At 71.7% G+C, this 14,806-nt stretch carries 12 protein-coding genes; 11 read left to right on the top strand and 1 reads right to left on the bottom strand.

The features are described from left to right. Positions 1-11 precede the first annotated feature (11 nt). The 7 genes from WFJ01_RS13485 to WFJ01_RS13455 all read left to right on the top strand — a co-directional run bounded on the left by WFJ01_RS13485 (position 12) and on the right by WFJ01_RS13455 (position 7,996). Positions 12-773, top strand: a complete 762-nt coding sequence (locus WFJ01_RS13485; protein ID WP_251438779.1) for a cytochrome c biogenesis CcdA family protein — start codon at positions 12-14, stop codon at positions 771-773. A 76-nt stretch (positions 774-849) separates the two neighbouring features. Continuing rightward, positions 850-2,658 (top strand): cytochrome c biogenesis protein ResB, encoded by a 1,809-nt coding sequence (gene resB, locus WFJ01_RS13480; protein ID WP_336629319.1) that lies wholly within the window; start codon positions 850-852, stop codon positions 2,656-2,658. Between the two features lie 19 nt (positions 2,659-2,677). Then, complete coding sequence (gene ccsB, locus WFJ01_RS13475; protein ID WP_336629318.1) at positions 2,678-3,685, top strand: c-type cytochrome biogenesis protein CcsB; 1,008 nt, start codon at positions 2,678-2,680, stop codon at positions 3,683-3,685. A 112-nt stretch (positions 3,686-3,797) separates the two neighbouring features. After that, positions 3,798-4,991, top strand: a complete 1,194-nt coding sequence (locus WFJ01_RS13470; protein ID WP_295034069.1) for an SLC13 family permease — start codon at positions 3,798-3,800, stop codon at positions 4,989-4,991. Positions 4,992-5,082: 91 nt separating this feature from the next. Continuing rightward, positions 5,083-5,715 carry a response regulator transcription factor gene (locus WFJ01_RS13465; RefSeq protein ID WP_336629317.1) on the top strand — a complete coding sequence of 211 codons (633 nt, stop codon included), beginning with the start codon at positions 5,083-5,085 and terminating at the stop codon, positions 5,713-5,715. Beyond that, entirely contained in the window at positions 5,712-6,980 is a 1,269-nt protein-coding gene (locus WFJ01_RS13460) for a sensor histidine kinase (protein WP_336629316.1), read from the top strand. Before WFJ01_RS13465 ends, WFJ01_RS13460 begins: the two co-directional genes overlap by 4 nt. After that, on the top strand, positions 6,968-7,996 hold the full coding sequence (locus WFJ01_RS13455) for a hypothetical protein (RefSeq protein ID WP_336629315.1): 1,029 nt from the start codon (positions 6,968-6,970) through the stop codon (positions 7,994-7,996). Before WFJ01_RS13460 ends, WFJ01_RS13455 begins: the two co-directional genes overlap by 13 nt. On the opposite strand, the gene WFJ01_RS13450 is transcribed toward WFJ01_RS13455, so the two are convergent. After that, positions 7,963-9,531 (bottom strand): SLC13 family permease, encoded by a 1,569-nt coding sequence (locus WFJ01_RS13450; RefSeq protein WP_336629314.1) that lies wholly within the window; start codon positions 9,529-9,531, stop codon positions 7,963-7,965. The two genes, WFJ01_RS13455 and WFJ01_RS13450, sit on opposite strands and share 34 nt — an antisense overlap. A gap of 260 nt (positions 9,532-9,791) precedes the next feature. On the opposite strand from WFJ01_RS13450, the gene WFJ01_RS13445 reads away from it, so the two are divergent. The 4 genes from WFJ01_RS13445 (at position 9,792) to WFJ01_RS13430 (ending at position 14,730) form a co-directional block, all read left to right on the top strand. Continuing rightward, a complete protein-coding gene (locus WFJ01_RS13445; protein ID WP_292885262.1) occupies positions 9,792-11,450 on the top strand; it encodes an AbgT family transporter in 1,659 nt (552 codons plus the stop codon). 51 nt (positions 11,451-11,501) lie between these two features. Further along, entirely contained in the window at positions 11,502-13,016 is a 1,515-nt protein-coding gene (locus tag WFJ01_RS13440) for a leucyl aminopeptidase (protein WP_336629313.1), read from the top strand. A gap of 168 nt (positions 13,017-13,184) precedes the next feature. Continuing rightward, positions 13,185-13,481, top strand: a complete 297-nt coding sequence (locus WFJ01_RS13435) for a DUF2277 domain-containing protein (RefSeq protein WP_251438769.1) — start codon at positions 13,185-13,187, stop codon at positions 13,479-13,481. Between the two features lie 127 nt (positions 13,482-13,608). Further along, positions 13,609-14,730: an AI-2E family transporter gene (locus WFJ01_RS13430; RefSeq protein ID WP_251438768.1), complete on the top strand. Its 1,122-nt coding sequence runs from the start codon at positions 13,609-13,611 to the stop codon at positions 14,728-14,730. The last annotated feature ends 76 nt before the right edge of the window (positions 14,731-14,806 follow it).

Here is a 14,806-nt window from a genome sequence, read left to right as displayed (position 1 = left end):
ACCCCCCAGTCGTGAACATCGACGCCATCGTCGGGACCGGTGCGCTCTGGGCGGCGCTGCCCGTCGCCATGCTCGCGGGGCTCCTGTCGTTCCTCTCGCCCTGCGTGCTGCCGCTCGTGCCCGGCTACCTCGGCTTCGTCGGGGGAGCGGTGGGCGGTTCCGCCCCGCGGCAGGACGGCACGACGGCGGCGCCCACCCGGCGCCAGATGGTCCTCGGGGTGCTGCTGTTCATCCTCGGCTTCACGCTCGTCTTCGTGCTGTTCGCGGTCGTCGGCGGTGCGGCGAGCATGTTCTTCCTGCGCTGGGGCGACCTCATCACGCGGATCCTCGGCGCGGTCATCATCGCGATGGGCCTCGTCTTCATCGGCTTGTTCGGGTTCGCCCAGCGCACCATGCGGATGAACGTCTCCGGTCGAGCCGGGCTCATCGGCGCCCCGCTGCTCGGCATCGCGCTCGGCCTGGGCTGGAGCCCGTGCATGGGCCCGACCCTCTCGGCGATCGTGGCGCTCTCCTGGAGCGTGGGAGGCACGGGCCGGGCCGCCCTGCTCGGAGTCGCCTACTCGCTCGGCCTCGGGATCCCGTTCCTGCTCGTCGCCCTCGGCTTCGGATGGGCGACGCGGTCGCTGTCGTTCCTACGCCGGCACGTGCGCGCGGTCAACGTCGTCGGCGGCGCGCTGCTCATCGTGCTGGGCCTGCTCATGGTGACCGGCGTCTGGAAGGCGATCATGTCGAGCATCGGGGCGGTGATCGGCAGTGTCGAACTCCCGCTCTGACCTGACCGCCTCCGATGCCCCCGCAACGGCGGAGGAATCCGAGACCGTGCCCCGCCGTGAGCCTCAGGGACCGAGAGTGAAGAACCCGAAGAAGAAGAAGCCCGGCGCCGGCGGATCGACCGATCCGCTGCGCCCCAGCGACCACATCGACGGATCCGGAGACGCCGGCGGGGACGGCGTCGAGTCGCCGCGACTGAGCGTCGTGGGCTGGCTGCGCTGGGGCTGGCGGCAACTGACCAGCATGCGCACCGCGCTCGTGCTGCTGCTCATCCTCGCCATCGCCGCGATCCCGGGCTCGATCTTCCCGCAGCGGATGGCGGATCCGAACGGCGTCACGCAGTACAAGGTCGACCATCCGGATCTGTTCCCGATCATGGACTCGATGCAGCTGTTCGACGTCTATCTGTCGGCGTGGTTCTCGGCGATCTACCTGCTGCTGTTCCTCTCCCTGGTCGGGTGCGTGATCCCGCGGATCAAGCACCACCTGAAGGCGCTCCGCTCCCGCCCTCCCCGCACTCCCGCACGCCTGTCGCGACTGGACGACCACCGCGAGGCCACCCGCACCGTCAACGGGACCGACGCGAAGGCCGCCGCGGCCGAGGCGATCACGATCGCGGAGAAGCAGCTGCGGGCGCTGCGCTACCGCGTGCAGCGGTACGACGACGCACGCGGGTTCTCGGTGTCGGCGGAGCGCGGCTACGCCCGTGAGACCGGCAACCTGCTCTTCCACCTCGCCCTCGTCGGCGTGCTGGTCTCGGTCGGCGTGGGCGGCAGCTTCGCCTACACCGGTCAGCGCGTGGTCGTGCAGGGCACGAGCTTCGTGAACACGCTGCTCGACTACTCCTCCATGAACCGCGGCCGGTTCGTCTCCGACGACGCGCTGGCGCCCTACCGGATGCGGCTCGACTCGTTCGACGTCACCTACCAGCCCTTCGAGCAGGGCAAGCCCTCCTCGGGGCAGGCCGGCGACTTCTCCGCGAACGTCACCGTGTCGGAGCCGGGGCAGTCCTCGCACAAGGCCGCGGTGCAGGTGAACCATCCGCTCGGCATCGCGGGAGACCGCGTCTACCTGCTCGGCAACGGCTACGCCCCCACGATCACCGTCAAGAACGCGAAGGGCGAGGTCGTCTACCACGACTCGGTCCCGTTCCTGCCGCAGAACAACAGCACGATGATGTCGATCGGGATCGTCAAGGTCACCGACGGACTGCCGGAGCAGCTCGGACTGCAGGGCTTCTTCTACCCGACCTCCGCGCAGCTGGCCAGCGGCGCGCTCACCTCGGTGTACCCGGCGCTCGTGAACCCCACCCTGACCCTCAACGTGTTCGCGGGCGACCTCGGCATCGACGACGGCACCCCGCGCTCGGTCTACGTGCTCGACACCGCGGGGATGACCCAGCTCACCGGCGGCAAGACCGGCGTGAAGTCGATCGAGCTGGGCCCAGGGGAGACCACCGACCTGCCGAACGGCATGGGCACGATCACCTTCGAGAACGAGGCGCCGCAGGGGGCGAAGGACTACGCGCAGTCGGTCAAGCGCTACGTCTCGCTGCAGATCCATCACGACCCGTCCGAGCAGTGGGTGCTCGGCTTCGCGGCGCTCGCCGTGCTCGGCCTGGTGCTGGCGCTGTTCGTGCCGCGCCGCCGGATGTGGGTCAAGGCCGTGGTCGTCGACGGCGCCGTGCGCCTGGAGTACGCCGGCCTCGCCCGGGGGGAGGATCCGACCCTGGCTGCCGCCGTGGAAGACCTCCGCGACGGGCACGCGCGCCTGCTCGACGCCGCGGGGACGACCGCGGCGAGCCCGGCGGTCGACGACGGGACGGACTCGGCGACCGCTTCCGAGCCCGATGACAGCGGACGCTCCGACCAGTTCGGCGACCGGTAGTGGAAAGTAGGCTGACACCATGAACTTCGACTCGATGTCGATCCTGACGATCTGGACCGCCGTCGCGATCTACGCCGCCGCCTTCATCGCGTACGCGTTCGACCTGGCCCGGCGCTCGCAGGTCGCGGCCGACGCGAAGGCCGTGGCGCCGGAGCGCGAGCTCGTCGGGGCGTCGGTGGGGGGACCCACCGGCGGCGCGGGGAAGGCAGGCGCCGCGGCGTCCCGGACGGGGTCCGCCGGCGACGGCGGCACCGCCCCGACGCGTTTCGTGATGGCGCGCATCGGCACCGCCCTCACCACGCTGGGCTTCCTCTTCCACCTCGCCGGCGTCGTGCTGCGCGGCATCGCGGCCGGCCGGGTGCCGTGGTCGAACATGTACGAGTTCGCGATGACCGGCACGCTCCTGATCATCGCGGTCTACATCGCCGTGAACATCTGGTTCGACCTGAAGTACCTGGGCACGTTCATCGTCGGCCTCGTCGTGGTGCTGCTGGGCGGCGCCGCGACGGGCTTCTACACGCAGGTCGTGCCGCTGGCGGATCCGCTGAAGAGCGTCTGGCTCGTCATCCACGTCTTCGTCGCCTCGCTCGGCACGGCGTTCTTCGCGCTGGCCTTCGCGCTCAGCGTGTTCCAGCTCATGCAGGCGCGTCGCGAGTCGCGCATCCTCGCCGAGGTCGCGAAGCCGGGCCCGCGCTTCCTGGCGACGCTGCCGACGGCCGATCGGCTGGAGAGCCTCGCCTACCGCTTCGCGACCGTCGGCTTCATCCTGTGGACCTTCACGCTGATCGCCGGATCCATCTGGGCCAACGACGCCTGGGGCCGCTACTGGGGCTTCGACACCAAGGAGACCTGGACCTTCATCATCTGGGTGCTGTACGCCGGATACATCCACGCGCGCGCGACGCGCGGCTGGCGCGGCTCCCGTTCGGCGTGGCTCTCGATCGTCGGCTTCGCGGCGGTGCTGTTCAACTTCACCATCGTGAACCTGTTCTTCAAGGGGCTGCACGTCTACTCGGGCCTGAGCTGAGCCGCCCGGTCGGGCCCGCGAACCCCGTGATGGTCTTCCTCGTCCTTCGCCCTGCCCCCGCCGCGGATCCGCACCGCGGTCGGCGGGCGTGCCCGCCGGGACGGAGACGACGGTGACCGCGCGACGGGCCCGCCTGCGACCCGGCGCGGTGGCGGTCGTCGCCCTGGTGATCGTCGCCGCGGCCATCGTGGCGACCGGGGTCCTGCCCGTCGCGGACGCCGAGGCGCTGGGCGCCCGCACGGCACCGGTGCTCGGCTTCGTGATCGCGATCACGATCGTCGCAGAGCTCGCGCGCCACGCCGCGGTGTTCGACGTCGTCGCGCAGCACCTCGCCCGATGGGGACGCGGCCGGGTGATCGCGCTCTGGGCCGCGGTGATCCTCCTCGCGGTGGTCAGCACGATCTTCCTCTCACTGGACACGACCGCCGTGATCGTCACACCGGTCGTGGTGCTGCTCGCGCAGGGCGTCGGCGTCTCGCCCCTGCCCTTCGCGCTGGCCACCGTGTGGCTCGCGAACACGGCGTCGCTGCTGCTGCCCGTCTCGAACCTCACGAACCTGCTCGCGGCGCCGACGATCGGATCGGATCCGGCCGCCTTCCTGGCGCTGAGCTGGGCGCCGGCGCTCGCGGGGGTGCTCGTGCCCGTCGTGATCCTCACCGTCGCGAACCGGCGCGCGCTGTTCGGCACGTACCCGGCTCCGCCGCAGGCGCAGCCGGCGGACCGCGTGCTGCTCCTGGCATCGGCCGCCGTGCTCGTCGCGCTGCTGCCGCTGCTCGCGCTCGTGCGCGACGTGTGGATCCCCGCGACGGCGGCGGCGCTCATCCTCGTCGTCCTGTTCGCGTTCCGCCGGCGCAGGGCGCTGCGTCTCTCGCTGGTGCCGTGGCAGGCGCTCGGCCTCGCCGCCGCGCTCTTCGTGATCGTCGAGGCCGCGCACGTCCGCGGCCTGGCTGCGCTGCTCTCGCCGCTCGCCGCGACCGGGCACGGACCGCTCGAGCTGCTGCGCATGGCGGGCCTCGGCGCCCTCGCCGCGAACGGCATCGACAACCTCCCCGCCTATCTCGTGCTCGAGCCGATCGCCTCGCACGACCCGGTCGCGCTCATGGCGCTGCTCATCGGCGTCAACCTGGGTCCGCTGGTGACGCCCTGGGCCTCGCTCGCCATCCTGCTCTGGCACCACCGGATCACCGCGCTCGGACTGTCGGTGCCCTGGGGCCGCTTCGCCCTGTGGGGCCTCGGCGGCGCGACGGCCACGGTGATCGCGGCGACGCTCGCGCTCGCTGCCGTGTCGGGGACCGCGGGGTCGTGAGCCGCCGGCCGGTCGGGCCCAGGATCCCCGCGCGCCGGCGTTCTCGGCGTCGATATGCTGTGACACAACCTCGGAGGACGGCGGCGCAGCGGTGACCATACGGATCGGGATCGTCGAGGACCACCCGGCGATGATGCTGGGCACGGTCGCGATCGTGAACGCCCAGTCCGGGATGAGGGTCGTCGCCGCAGCCGGGTCGGCGCGGGAGGTGCTCGCGCAGTCGCAGAACCTGCACGTGGTGCTGCTCGATCTCGCGCTCGGCGACGGCTCCACGCCGGCCGCCAACACCCGCCGGCTCACGGAGGCGGGCGCGAGGGTCCTCGCCTACACGTCCGGCGATCGGCCGCAGCTGGTGCGCGAGGCCGCGCAGGCCGGCGCGGTCGGGATGATCCGCAAGACGGAGCCGGTGAAGGCGATCGTCGACGGCATCAGGGCGGCCTTCCGCGGCGAGGTGGTCGTCGGTGCGGACTGGGCGGCCGCGATCGAAGGCGACCGGCTCCTGGTGGATGCGCGGCTCACTGCCCGCGAGGCGGAGGTCCTGGCGCTGTACGCGTCGGGCGCGACCGCCGATCAGGTCGCCGAGATGCTGTTCCTGTCGCGCGAGACCGTGACGGAGCACATCAGCAACATCCGCAAGAAGTACCTCGCGGTCGACCGGCAGGCGCCCACCAAGGTCGACCTGTTCCGCCGCGCCGTCGAGGACGGACTGGTCGAGGCGCGGTGACCGTCTCGCCGTCGTTCGTCGGCATCGGGAGCAGATCCGCCGATCGGCGTCTCGGAGGAACCCGCTCCGCCGGTTCCGGCTCTCCGGGGAGCAGCACCGATCCCGACACCGCTGTCTCAGACGGGCGCGTCGCGCACATCGACCGGCTGCTGGGGTGGGTCCTCGCGCTCTGCGGGGTGGTGATCGTGCTCGCCGCGGGATCCCGGGTGCGGCTGACGCCGGCCCAGTTCGCGCCCTGGTGGGCGGCGCTGGCCTTCGGGACCGTCGGGATCCTGCTGGTGCTCGTGGTGACGGGCCGGATCCTGCCGAACCCGTGGCTGCGCGTGCTGTGGATCTCGGCCGTCGTGGCGACCGTGGCCGCCCAGGCGACGGTGTTCGCGGGGTACACGGGCGGCGATCCCGACACCCTTCGCCCCTGGGTGTGGGCGCTCGAGCCGATCATGATGTGCTTCGTCGCGCTGCTCGCTCGATGGCCGGTCGTGCTCGGCTACATCGTGCTGAGCCCCCTGCTGCCGATGCTGTCCGGCGCGGTGTTCCTCGGGCGGATCCCGCACGAGGCGATGCTGCAGGCGCCGGTGCACCTCGGCAACGGCGCGTTCGTCGCGATCATCTACGGCATCCGCGCCGGACTCCTCGAGCGGGAGCGCGTGGCCGAGCGCAACCGGCGCATCTCCGAACGGCGGGCGCAGGCGCGGTCCGTGGCGGAACGGCAGCAGGTGCTGGCGCGGATCGTGCACGACGAGGTGCTGTCCACGCTGATCGCGGCGACCCGGCTGCCGGGCGAGCCCGTGCCGGAGCTGCGCGTCGCCGCACGCACGGCGCTGCAGGCGCTGGAGCGGGCCGCCGCGGGACCCGGAGCATCGGCCGAGATCGCGGTGCCCGAGGCGGTCGAGCGCCTCGTGGCGGCGGCCCGGCGCTGCGCTCCGGGGGCCGAGGTGCGGATCGGCGCCGTGCGCGGCGCGGAGGCCGAGGCGGTGCCGAGTGCGATGCTCGACGCGGCCGCCGCCGCGATGTCGGAGGCTCTGCGCAACAGCGTGGTGCACGCCCCGGGGTCGCGGCTGCGCGTGCGCGGCCGGCTCGACGCCGCGAGGCTGAGCCTGACGATCGCCGACGACGGGCCCGGGTTCGACGAGGGCGCGATCCCCGAGGAGCGGCTCGGGGTGCGCGAGAGCATCCTCGGCCGGATGCGGGCGCTTCCCGGGGGGACCGCCTCGGTGCGCGCCGACGCCGCAGGAACCGTCGTGGAGCTGGGGTGGCGGAGGTGAGCCCGGGGTCGGCGGCTCTGGGGCTCTCCACGCGGACGGCGCGGATCGCCCTGGTCCTGGTCTGGGCGACAGGACTCGTCCAGGCGCTGCTGGCGGGACGGTTCTCGGTGCTCGGCGGGGCGATCGGCGTGCTCAGCTACGCGCTCCCGCTGCTGGGCGCGATCCTGGTGACCTCGCGCCGGCCCGGGCCGCTGTCGCGGGGCGCGGCACTGGTGGTGCTGGGCGGCGTGCTGTTCGTCGCGCTGTCGGTGCTCGCCTTCCTCGACGTCACGGATCGGGGGGCGAGCGAGATCTGGCTGTTCAGCGCCAACTCCTACCTGGCGGCGCTGCTCATCATCCGCCGCAACACACTCGCCGGCGTGGCGGGCGCCGTCGGCGTCCTCGCCTTCGTCGTCGTCTGGGGCACCGCCACCGGCCAGCGTCCGGAGGACCTCGTCGAACTGGTCGCCCCCGGGATGAGCGCGGCGCTCATCGGCGCGCTGTGGGCGGGCGTGCTCGCGGTCGCGGTGCGCCGGGAGCGCGCGGCGGCGGTGCGGGCGGAACGGGAGCAGCGCGAGGCGCGGGCGGCCGAGGCGGTCGCGTCCGCGTCGCGCAGCGAGGTCGCGGACATCCTGCGGCTCGCGGGGCCGCCGCTCTCCGATCTCATCGCCGGCCGGATGATCGACGCCGGGTTCCTGCGCGAGCTCACGGTCGTGGAGGGCGCGATCAGGGATCGCATCCGGGCCGCCGACCTGGCCCACCCGCGGCTGGAGCGCGCCATCGCCGGCGCGCGGGCGCGGGGCGCGCACGTCGTGCTGCTGGGCGCCGAGGGGGCGGGCGGTCGCCCCCTGCCGGATGCACTGGCCGATGCCATCATCGATGTCGTCGAGGCGTCCGCCGGGATCACGATCCAGGCGCGCGGAGAGCGTCCGGGCGGGATCGTCTCGATCCTCGCGCGTCTCGGTGACGGCCCGAGCGTGCGGATCCTGCTCGATGAGGCGGGTCAGCGGGTGAACGGCCAGATCATCGGCACGTAGAAGACGGCGACGACGAAGTACAGCAGCATCAGCGGCAGGCCGAAGCGGGCGTAGTCCCCGAAGCGGTATCCGCCGGGCTCCATGACCATGAGGTTCGCCGGTGTCGCGACCGGGGTCAGCAGCGCGGCGGCGCCGGCGACCGTGAGCCCCATCAGGAAGGGCAGGGGCGAGAGGTGCATGGTCGAGGCGAGCGCGACCGCGACCGGAGCAACGATCAGCACCGTGGCCGTGTTGCTGATGAGCTGGCCGAGCACGAGCGTGATGAGCACGATCACCGCGAGCGCCGCTGTCGGCCCTGCGCCGCTCAGCAAGGTCCCGAGACCGTCGGCGATGAGCGCGGCCGCTCCCGTGGTCTGGAACGCCGTGGACATCGGGATCATGCCGGCGACGAGCACCACCGTGGTCCAGGAGATGGAGCGGTAGGCGCGGGTGACGCTGACCACGCGGGTGAGCACGAGGGCGAGCGCGGCGAGCAGCCCCGCGACCGCGGCCGGCACGATCCCCGTTGCCAGCAGGACGATCATCGCCCCGAGGATCACCGCCGCCCGCGTGGCGCCCGCCCCGAGGGGCACGGCCCGACGCAGGGTCGCCGGGTCGTCCACGACGAGCACCTCGTCGCTGCCGGAGGTGTGCCGGTGCAGATCGTCCCAGGTGCCGTCGAGCAGCAGCGCGTCGCCCGCCTGCACGTCGGCCCCGTGGTCGGACAGCGTGTCCTCGCCGCGCTTGACGCCGAGGATCACGAGATCGCCGCTCGGCGTGCACATGCCGGGGAACACGTGCAGGCCGATCAGCGGTGAGCGCGGGGGAACGACGACCTCGGTGACGCCCCGGCCGGAGGTCATCAGCGCACGCTCGGCGTCGATCGCGTACTCGGCGCGCAGCGTGGCGGCCAGCTGCTCGAGATCCACGGGAACGGACTTCGGGGTGCGGTGCGGCAGCAGCCGTTTCCCCAGGAGCAGGATGATCGCCAGCGTTCCTATGACGAGGGGCAGCCCCGCCAGGGCGAACTCGAAGAAACCGAACCCGCGCCCGCCGGACTCCTCGGCCAGCTCGGAGACGATGATGTTCACCGGAGTCCCGGTGAGGGCCAGCATGGATCCGGCGTGCGCCGAGAACGCCAGCGGGATGAGCAGCTGCGACGGGCTGAGCCGTGCGCGGGCGGCCACCACCACGACGAGCGGGAGCAGGGCGGCGACCGCGCCGTTGACGCTGATCACCGCGGTCACGACGGCGACGAGCAGCCCGATCGTGAGCAGCAGGGACCGCTGCCGGGTGCTCGCCCGGCTGATCACCTGCTGCCCCGCCCAGGCGACGATGCCGGTCGATTCCAGCGACTCGCTGACCACGAACAGCGAGGCGATGAAGAGCACCGTCGGATCGCCGAAGCCGGCCAGCGCCTGCGGGAGGCTCAGCACGCCGGTGAGGTACAGCGCGAGGGACACCGCGATCGCGATGGCGCCGAGCGGGATCCGGTTGGAGACGAAGGCCACGACGGCCACGACCAGGATGATCAGGGTGACGATGATCGGATCCATTCGCCTCACCCTAGGTGCCCCGCCGAGCCGGACCAACCCCCAGGTCTGGGGGGCGGGGTTGCACCCGGCCCGGCGCCTCGGAATCATCGGTTCTGTGCCGAATGCCCGCCCCTCCTGCGGGGGACGCGGCACCGCAGGGTCGTCGCCGCGACCGGGCGGATCCGTCGGCCTCGAGAGCAGCTGAGAGAGGTGCGCGACGTGACTCTGCGCCGAGATCCCCGACCGCTCGTCCGTCACGGCCGACCCGCGGACCGCCGATCATGAGCGCCGCCGACGCCGCGGCGCTGAAGAAGGCGAACTCGTCCAGCGGCTTCCTGAACTGGATCGAGAAGGTCGGCAACAAGGTGCCCGACCCGACGATCATGTTCCTGTACCTGATCGCCTTCATCGCGGTCCTCAGCTGGATCCTCAGCTGGGTCGGGGTCTCGGTGACGGATCAGGTGGCCACGCCGGTGTCGACCGGCGAGTTCGAGCAGCTGAACGATCAGTTCGGCAGCCACTGGATGATCTACGACACGTCCACCGGCGAGCCGGCGGTGATCCCGAAGTACATCGTCGAGACCCGCACCTTCGCGGTGCAGAACCTCCTCTCCATCGAGGGCCTGCGCTTCTTCTTCACCTCCTTCGTCGACAACTTCGCCGCCTTCAGCGTCGTCGCGACCGTGCTGATCGCGATGGCGGGCGTCGGCGTCGCCGAGCACGCCGGCCTCATGGGCGCTCTCATCCGCCGCGTCGTGAAGGTCGCCCCGCGCCGCTGGCTCGCGGTCATCCTGCTGTTCGTGGGCGTGCTCTCCTCGGTCGCCACCGATGCCGGCTACCTGATCCTGGTGCCCCTGGCCGCCGCGGCGTTCCTCACCGTCGGGCGCCATCCGCTCGCGGGTCTCGCGGGTGCGTTCGCCGCGGTCGGCGCCGCGTTCGGCGCGAACATCCTCATCACGCCGAGCGACAGCATGCTCACCGAGGTCACGAACGGCGTGCTGACGGCCGCCGGGATGAAGCCGATCGCGGTCACGCACAACCTGTACTTCGGCATCGTCTCCACCTTCCTGCTCACGATCGTCGCCCTGCTGGTGACGATGTTCGTGACCGAGAAGCGGCTGGGGACCTACGACCGGACCGAGATGACGATCGTCGACGACGCGGACGGCATCGACCACGACGCCGAGGCGCGCGGGCTGAAGTTCTCCGGCCTGGCACTGCTGGGGTTCGTGCTGGTGATCCTCGCCCTCACGCTCCCGCCGGGCGCGCCGCTGCGGGCACCGCAGACGGGCGACGTCGCCGGCACCAGTCCGTTCATGGCCAGCCTCGTGTTCATCATCTCCCTGGCGTTCCTCGTCTGCGGTGTCGCCTACGGCTACGGGGCGAAGACGCTGCGGGGCGGATCCGCCGCCGTCGGCGCGATCGCCAAGACGTTCGGCTCGCTCGGCGGGCTGCTCGTGATGTTCCTGATGATCGCCCAGTTCATCGCCCTGTTCAACTGGACGAACCTGCCCACCGTCGCGGCCATCGCCGCCGCGGAGGCGCTGCAGACCGCGCAGGTGCCGGCGATCGTGCTGCTGATCGCGTTCATCCTGGTGATCCTGATCCTGGACTTCATCCTCCCGGGCCTGGTGCCCAAGTGGGTGATCTTCGCGCCGGTGTTCATCCCGATCTTCGCGTCCCTGAACGTGGCGCCGCAGACGCTGCTCGCGGCCTATCGCGTCGGCGACTCCCCGGTCAACGTGCTCACCCCGCTCATGGTCTATCTGCCGTTCATGGTGACGGTGGCGCAGCGCTACAAGAAGGACGCGGGCATCGGCACGATCATCGCGCTGATGATCCCGTACGCGCTGTGGATGCTCGTCTCGTGGGCGGCGCTGTACATCGTCTGGTTCCTCCTCGGCATCCCGTGGGGACCGGGCTCACCCGTCCAGATGTGACCGCGTCGACCGCATGACCCCGATGGCCCGAAGGATGAAGGAGCAGAACCCATGACCCGAAGCCCGAACAAGCTCATCCCCGCCGGCTTCCGCACCGTCCCCGGGCTCGACGCGCTCGACGCGGCCGTGGTGACCGCGGGTCCGCCCGCCGCGGACGCGCAGGCGCTCGGCGTGGGCGTCACGAGCGACGGCGCCGTGCCGCCCGAGCTCGGCTTCGACCGTGCGGCGCTCGCCGATGCCGGCTTCGAGGCGAAGGCCGGATCCGTCCTCGTGCTGCCGCAGGCGGCAGGCCCCGACCTCATCGCCGTGGGACTCGGCCCGAGCGCGGAGCTGAATGCGGCCGTGCTGCGCGATGCGGCGGCGGCTTTCGTGCGGGCCGCGGCGACCCGCGCCCGGCTCGCGCTGCGTCTCGCCGCGATCGGCCCCGTGGCCGCGGCCGACGCGGTGCGGGCCCTCGCCGAGGGCGCGCTGCTGGGCCGCTACCGCTACACGGAGCTGAGCGCGACGTCGAAGCACGTCGCGCTCGAGGCGCTGTCGCTCGAGGTGCCGGGGGCGGATGCCGCGGATCAGGCGCTTGCGGCCGCCGTGACCTCGGCGCGTGCGGCGATCGTCGCGCGCGATCTGGCGAACACCCCGCCCGGGCACCTGACCGCCACCGATCTGGGCGACATCGCGGTCGCCCTGGGCGAGCGCTTCGGGTTCGCCGTCGAGCTCTTCGACAAGCAGGCGCTCATCGAGCTCGGCTGCGGCGGGCTGCTCGGCGTCAACCAGGGCTCGGTGGAGGAGCCCCGGATGATCCGGCTGGAGTACGCGCCGGAAGGGGCGACGCGACACCTGGGCTTGGTCGGCAAGGGCATCATGTACGACTCCGGCGGTATCAGCCTGAAGCCGAGCGACCCGATGCACCTGCTCATGAAGATGGACATGGGCGGGGCCGCCGCCGTGCTGGGCGCGTTCACGGGCCTGCGCGACGCCGGGGTCGATGTGCGCGTCACGGGCTGGCTCATGTGCACCGACAACATGCCCTCGGGGACCGCGTACAAGCTGGGCGACGTGCTCACGGCGCGCGGCGGCACCACGGTCGAGGTGAAGAACACCGACGCCGAGGGGCGCCTGGTGATGATGGACGCGCTGGTGCTCGCGAACGAGGCCGAGGTCGACGCGATCGTCGACATCGCGACCCTCACGGGGGCGGCACTCGTCTCGCTCGGACCGGCGACGGCCCCGGTGTTCGGCAACGACCAGCGCATGATCGATGCGGTGCGCGACGCGGCCGCGGCGGTCGACGAGCCGGTGTGGCAGCTCCCGCTCGAGAAGAAGTACCGACCGCAGCTCGACTCGGCGATCGCCGACATCGCCAACCTGGGCGGGCCCTTCGCCGGCGCCACCACCGCCGCGCTGTTCCTCGCGCACTTCGCCGGCGACACCCCCTGGGCGCACCTGGACATCGCCGGGACCATGCAGACCGAGAAGGACGACTCCTGGCGCACCGCCGGCGCCACCGGCTTCGGTGCGCGGATCCTGCTCGAGACCGCCCGTGCGTTCGGCACGGAGCAGGGCGCATGACCCCTCCCGCAGCGCCGAGGCCGCCCGGATCCTGACTGGAGCGGGTCTGCTTCCCTCCCCAGGGCAGGCCCGCTCCGCCGATCCCCGGATCCTGCAGCTGCAGGATCCGGCCCGCGTGCCGCAGGGCGACCGTCGCGCGCAGCGGGGTGACGGGGTTATCGTCGCTGCATGTGCCGGAACATCCGCTGTCTCCACAACTTCGAGCCTCCGACCAGCGATGACGAGGTGCGCGAAGCCGCCCTCCAGTTCGTCCGGAAGGTGAGCGGCTCCACGCATCCGTCCCGGGCGAACACGCCGGCGTTCGAGCAGGCGATCGATGAGATCGCGCAGGCCACCCGTCGCATGCTGGATCAGCTCGTGACCACCGCGCCGCCCAAGAACCGCGAGGCCGAGGCGGTCAAGGGCAGGCAGCGTCACGAGAAGCGCATGGAGCGCGAGGTCAGGATCCGCACGGCGACGCCCTGAGATCGCCGCTCAGGCCGTGCGTCCGCACGGCGAGACGCCGAGTCGGCCGGCAGCGATGCGCGCGCTCCTCGTGATCCGGGCCCTGCGTGACATACGCTCGACGCGGAGCACGACACGAGGGGGCACCATGCGCAGACGTCAGGTCACGATCATCACGGGGGAGCCGGGCGCGTCGGCCGGAGGGTGGAAGATCGAGCCGTTCACCTTCGGTCTCGTCGGCGCCCTGGGCGTCCTCGTCGCCCTGCTGATCGGCGCGATCGTCGGGCAGCTCTCGACCGTGCTGGTCTACATCGGGATCGCGCTGTTCCTCGCCCTCGGACTCGACCCGATCGTGCGGCTGATCGAGCGGAAGCTCCCGCGCGGGGCCGCGGTGGCGATCGTGGTGGTCGTGGTGGTGCTCCTGTTCGCGGGCGTCCTGCTGGCGATCGTGCCGATCGTGGTGCAGCAGATCGCGCACCTCATCGAGACCGGTCCGAAGATGATCGACGACCTGCTGAACAGCGCCTGGTACACGCAGCTCGCCGCCCAGTACGGCGACTCGTTCAGCCAGGCCGTGGACGGGATCGCCAACTTCTTCAAGGATCCGGGCAACCTCACCAAGATCGGCGGCGGCGTGCTCGCGGTCGGCGCGGGCATCGCCGGCGGGTTCACCGGCTTCACGATCGTGCTGATCCTGACCCTGTACTTCATGGCCTCGCTGCGCGGGATGAAGCGCACCGCGGCCCGGTTCGTCCCGGCCTACCGTCGTGCCCGGTTCACCGAGATCGTCGAGGACGTGTCCGGCGCGGTCGGCCGCTACGTGATCGGTCAGGCGAGCCTGGCGCTCATCAACGGCGTGCTGAGCCTGATCTTCCTCACGATCATCGGGGCGCCGCTGCCGGCGCTGCTCGCCCTGATCGCGTTCATCGGCTCGCTCATCCCGCTCGTGGGGACGCTGTCCGGATCCATCATCAACTCGCTCATCTGCCTGTTCGTCTCGCCCCTGACCGCGCTGATCGCGTTCGCGTACTACCTCGTCTACATGCAGATCGAGGCCTACGTCATCAGCCCGCGCATCATGAGCAGGGCGGTGGCGGTGCCGGGCGCGCTCGTCGTGATCGCGGCCGTCGGCGGCGGCGCGCTCGGCGGGATCCTCGGGGCGCTCGTCGCGATCCCGGTCGCCGCGAGCGCGATCATCATCATCCAGAAGGTGGTGTTCCCCGCGCAGGACGCGAAGGTCGTCCCGCCGGATGAGGCGCGCACGGCCTGAGCCGGCTTCACTGACCGCGAGACCGATCCTCCGTCCCGAGACCGCACGATTCTTGCGCGGTCTCGGGACGGAGGAT

It is taken from the genome of Microbacterium sp. MMO-35 (genome assembly GCF_037147555.1).
Taxonomy (GTDB): Bacteria; Actinomycetota; Actinomycetes; order Actinomycetales; family Microbacteriaceae; genus Microbacterium.
The sequence above is the reverse complement of the archived record's forward strand: the minus strand, read 5'-3'. Positions and strand labels throughout refer to the sequence as shown.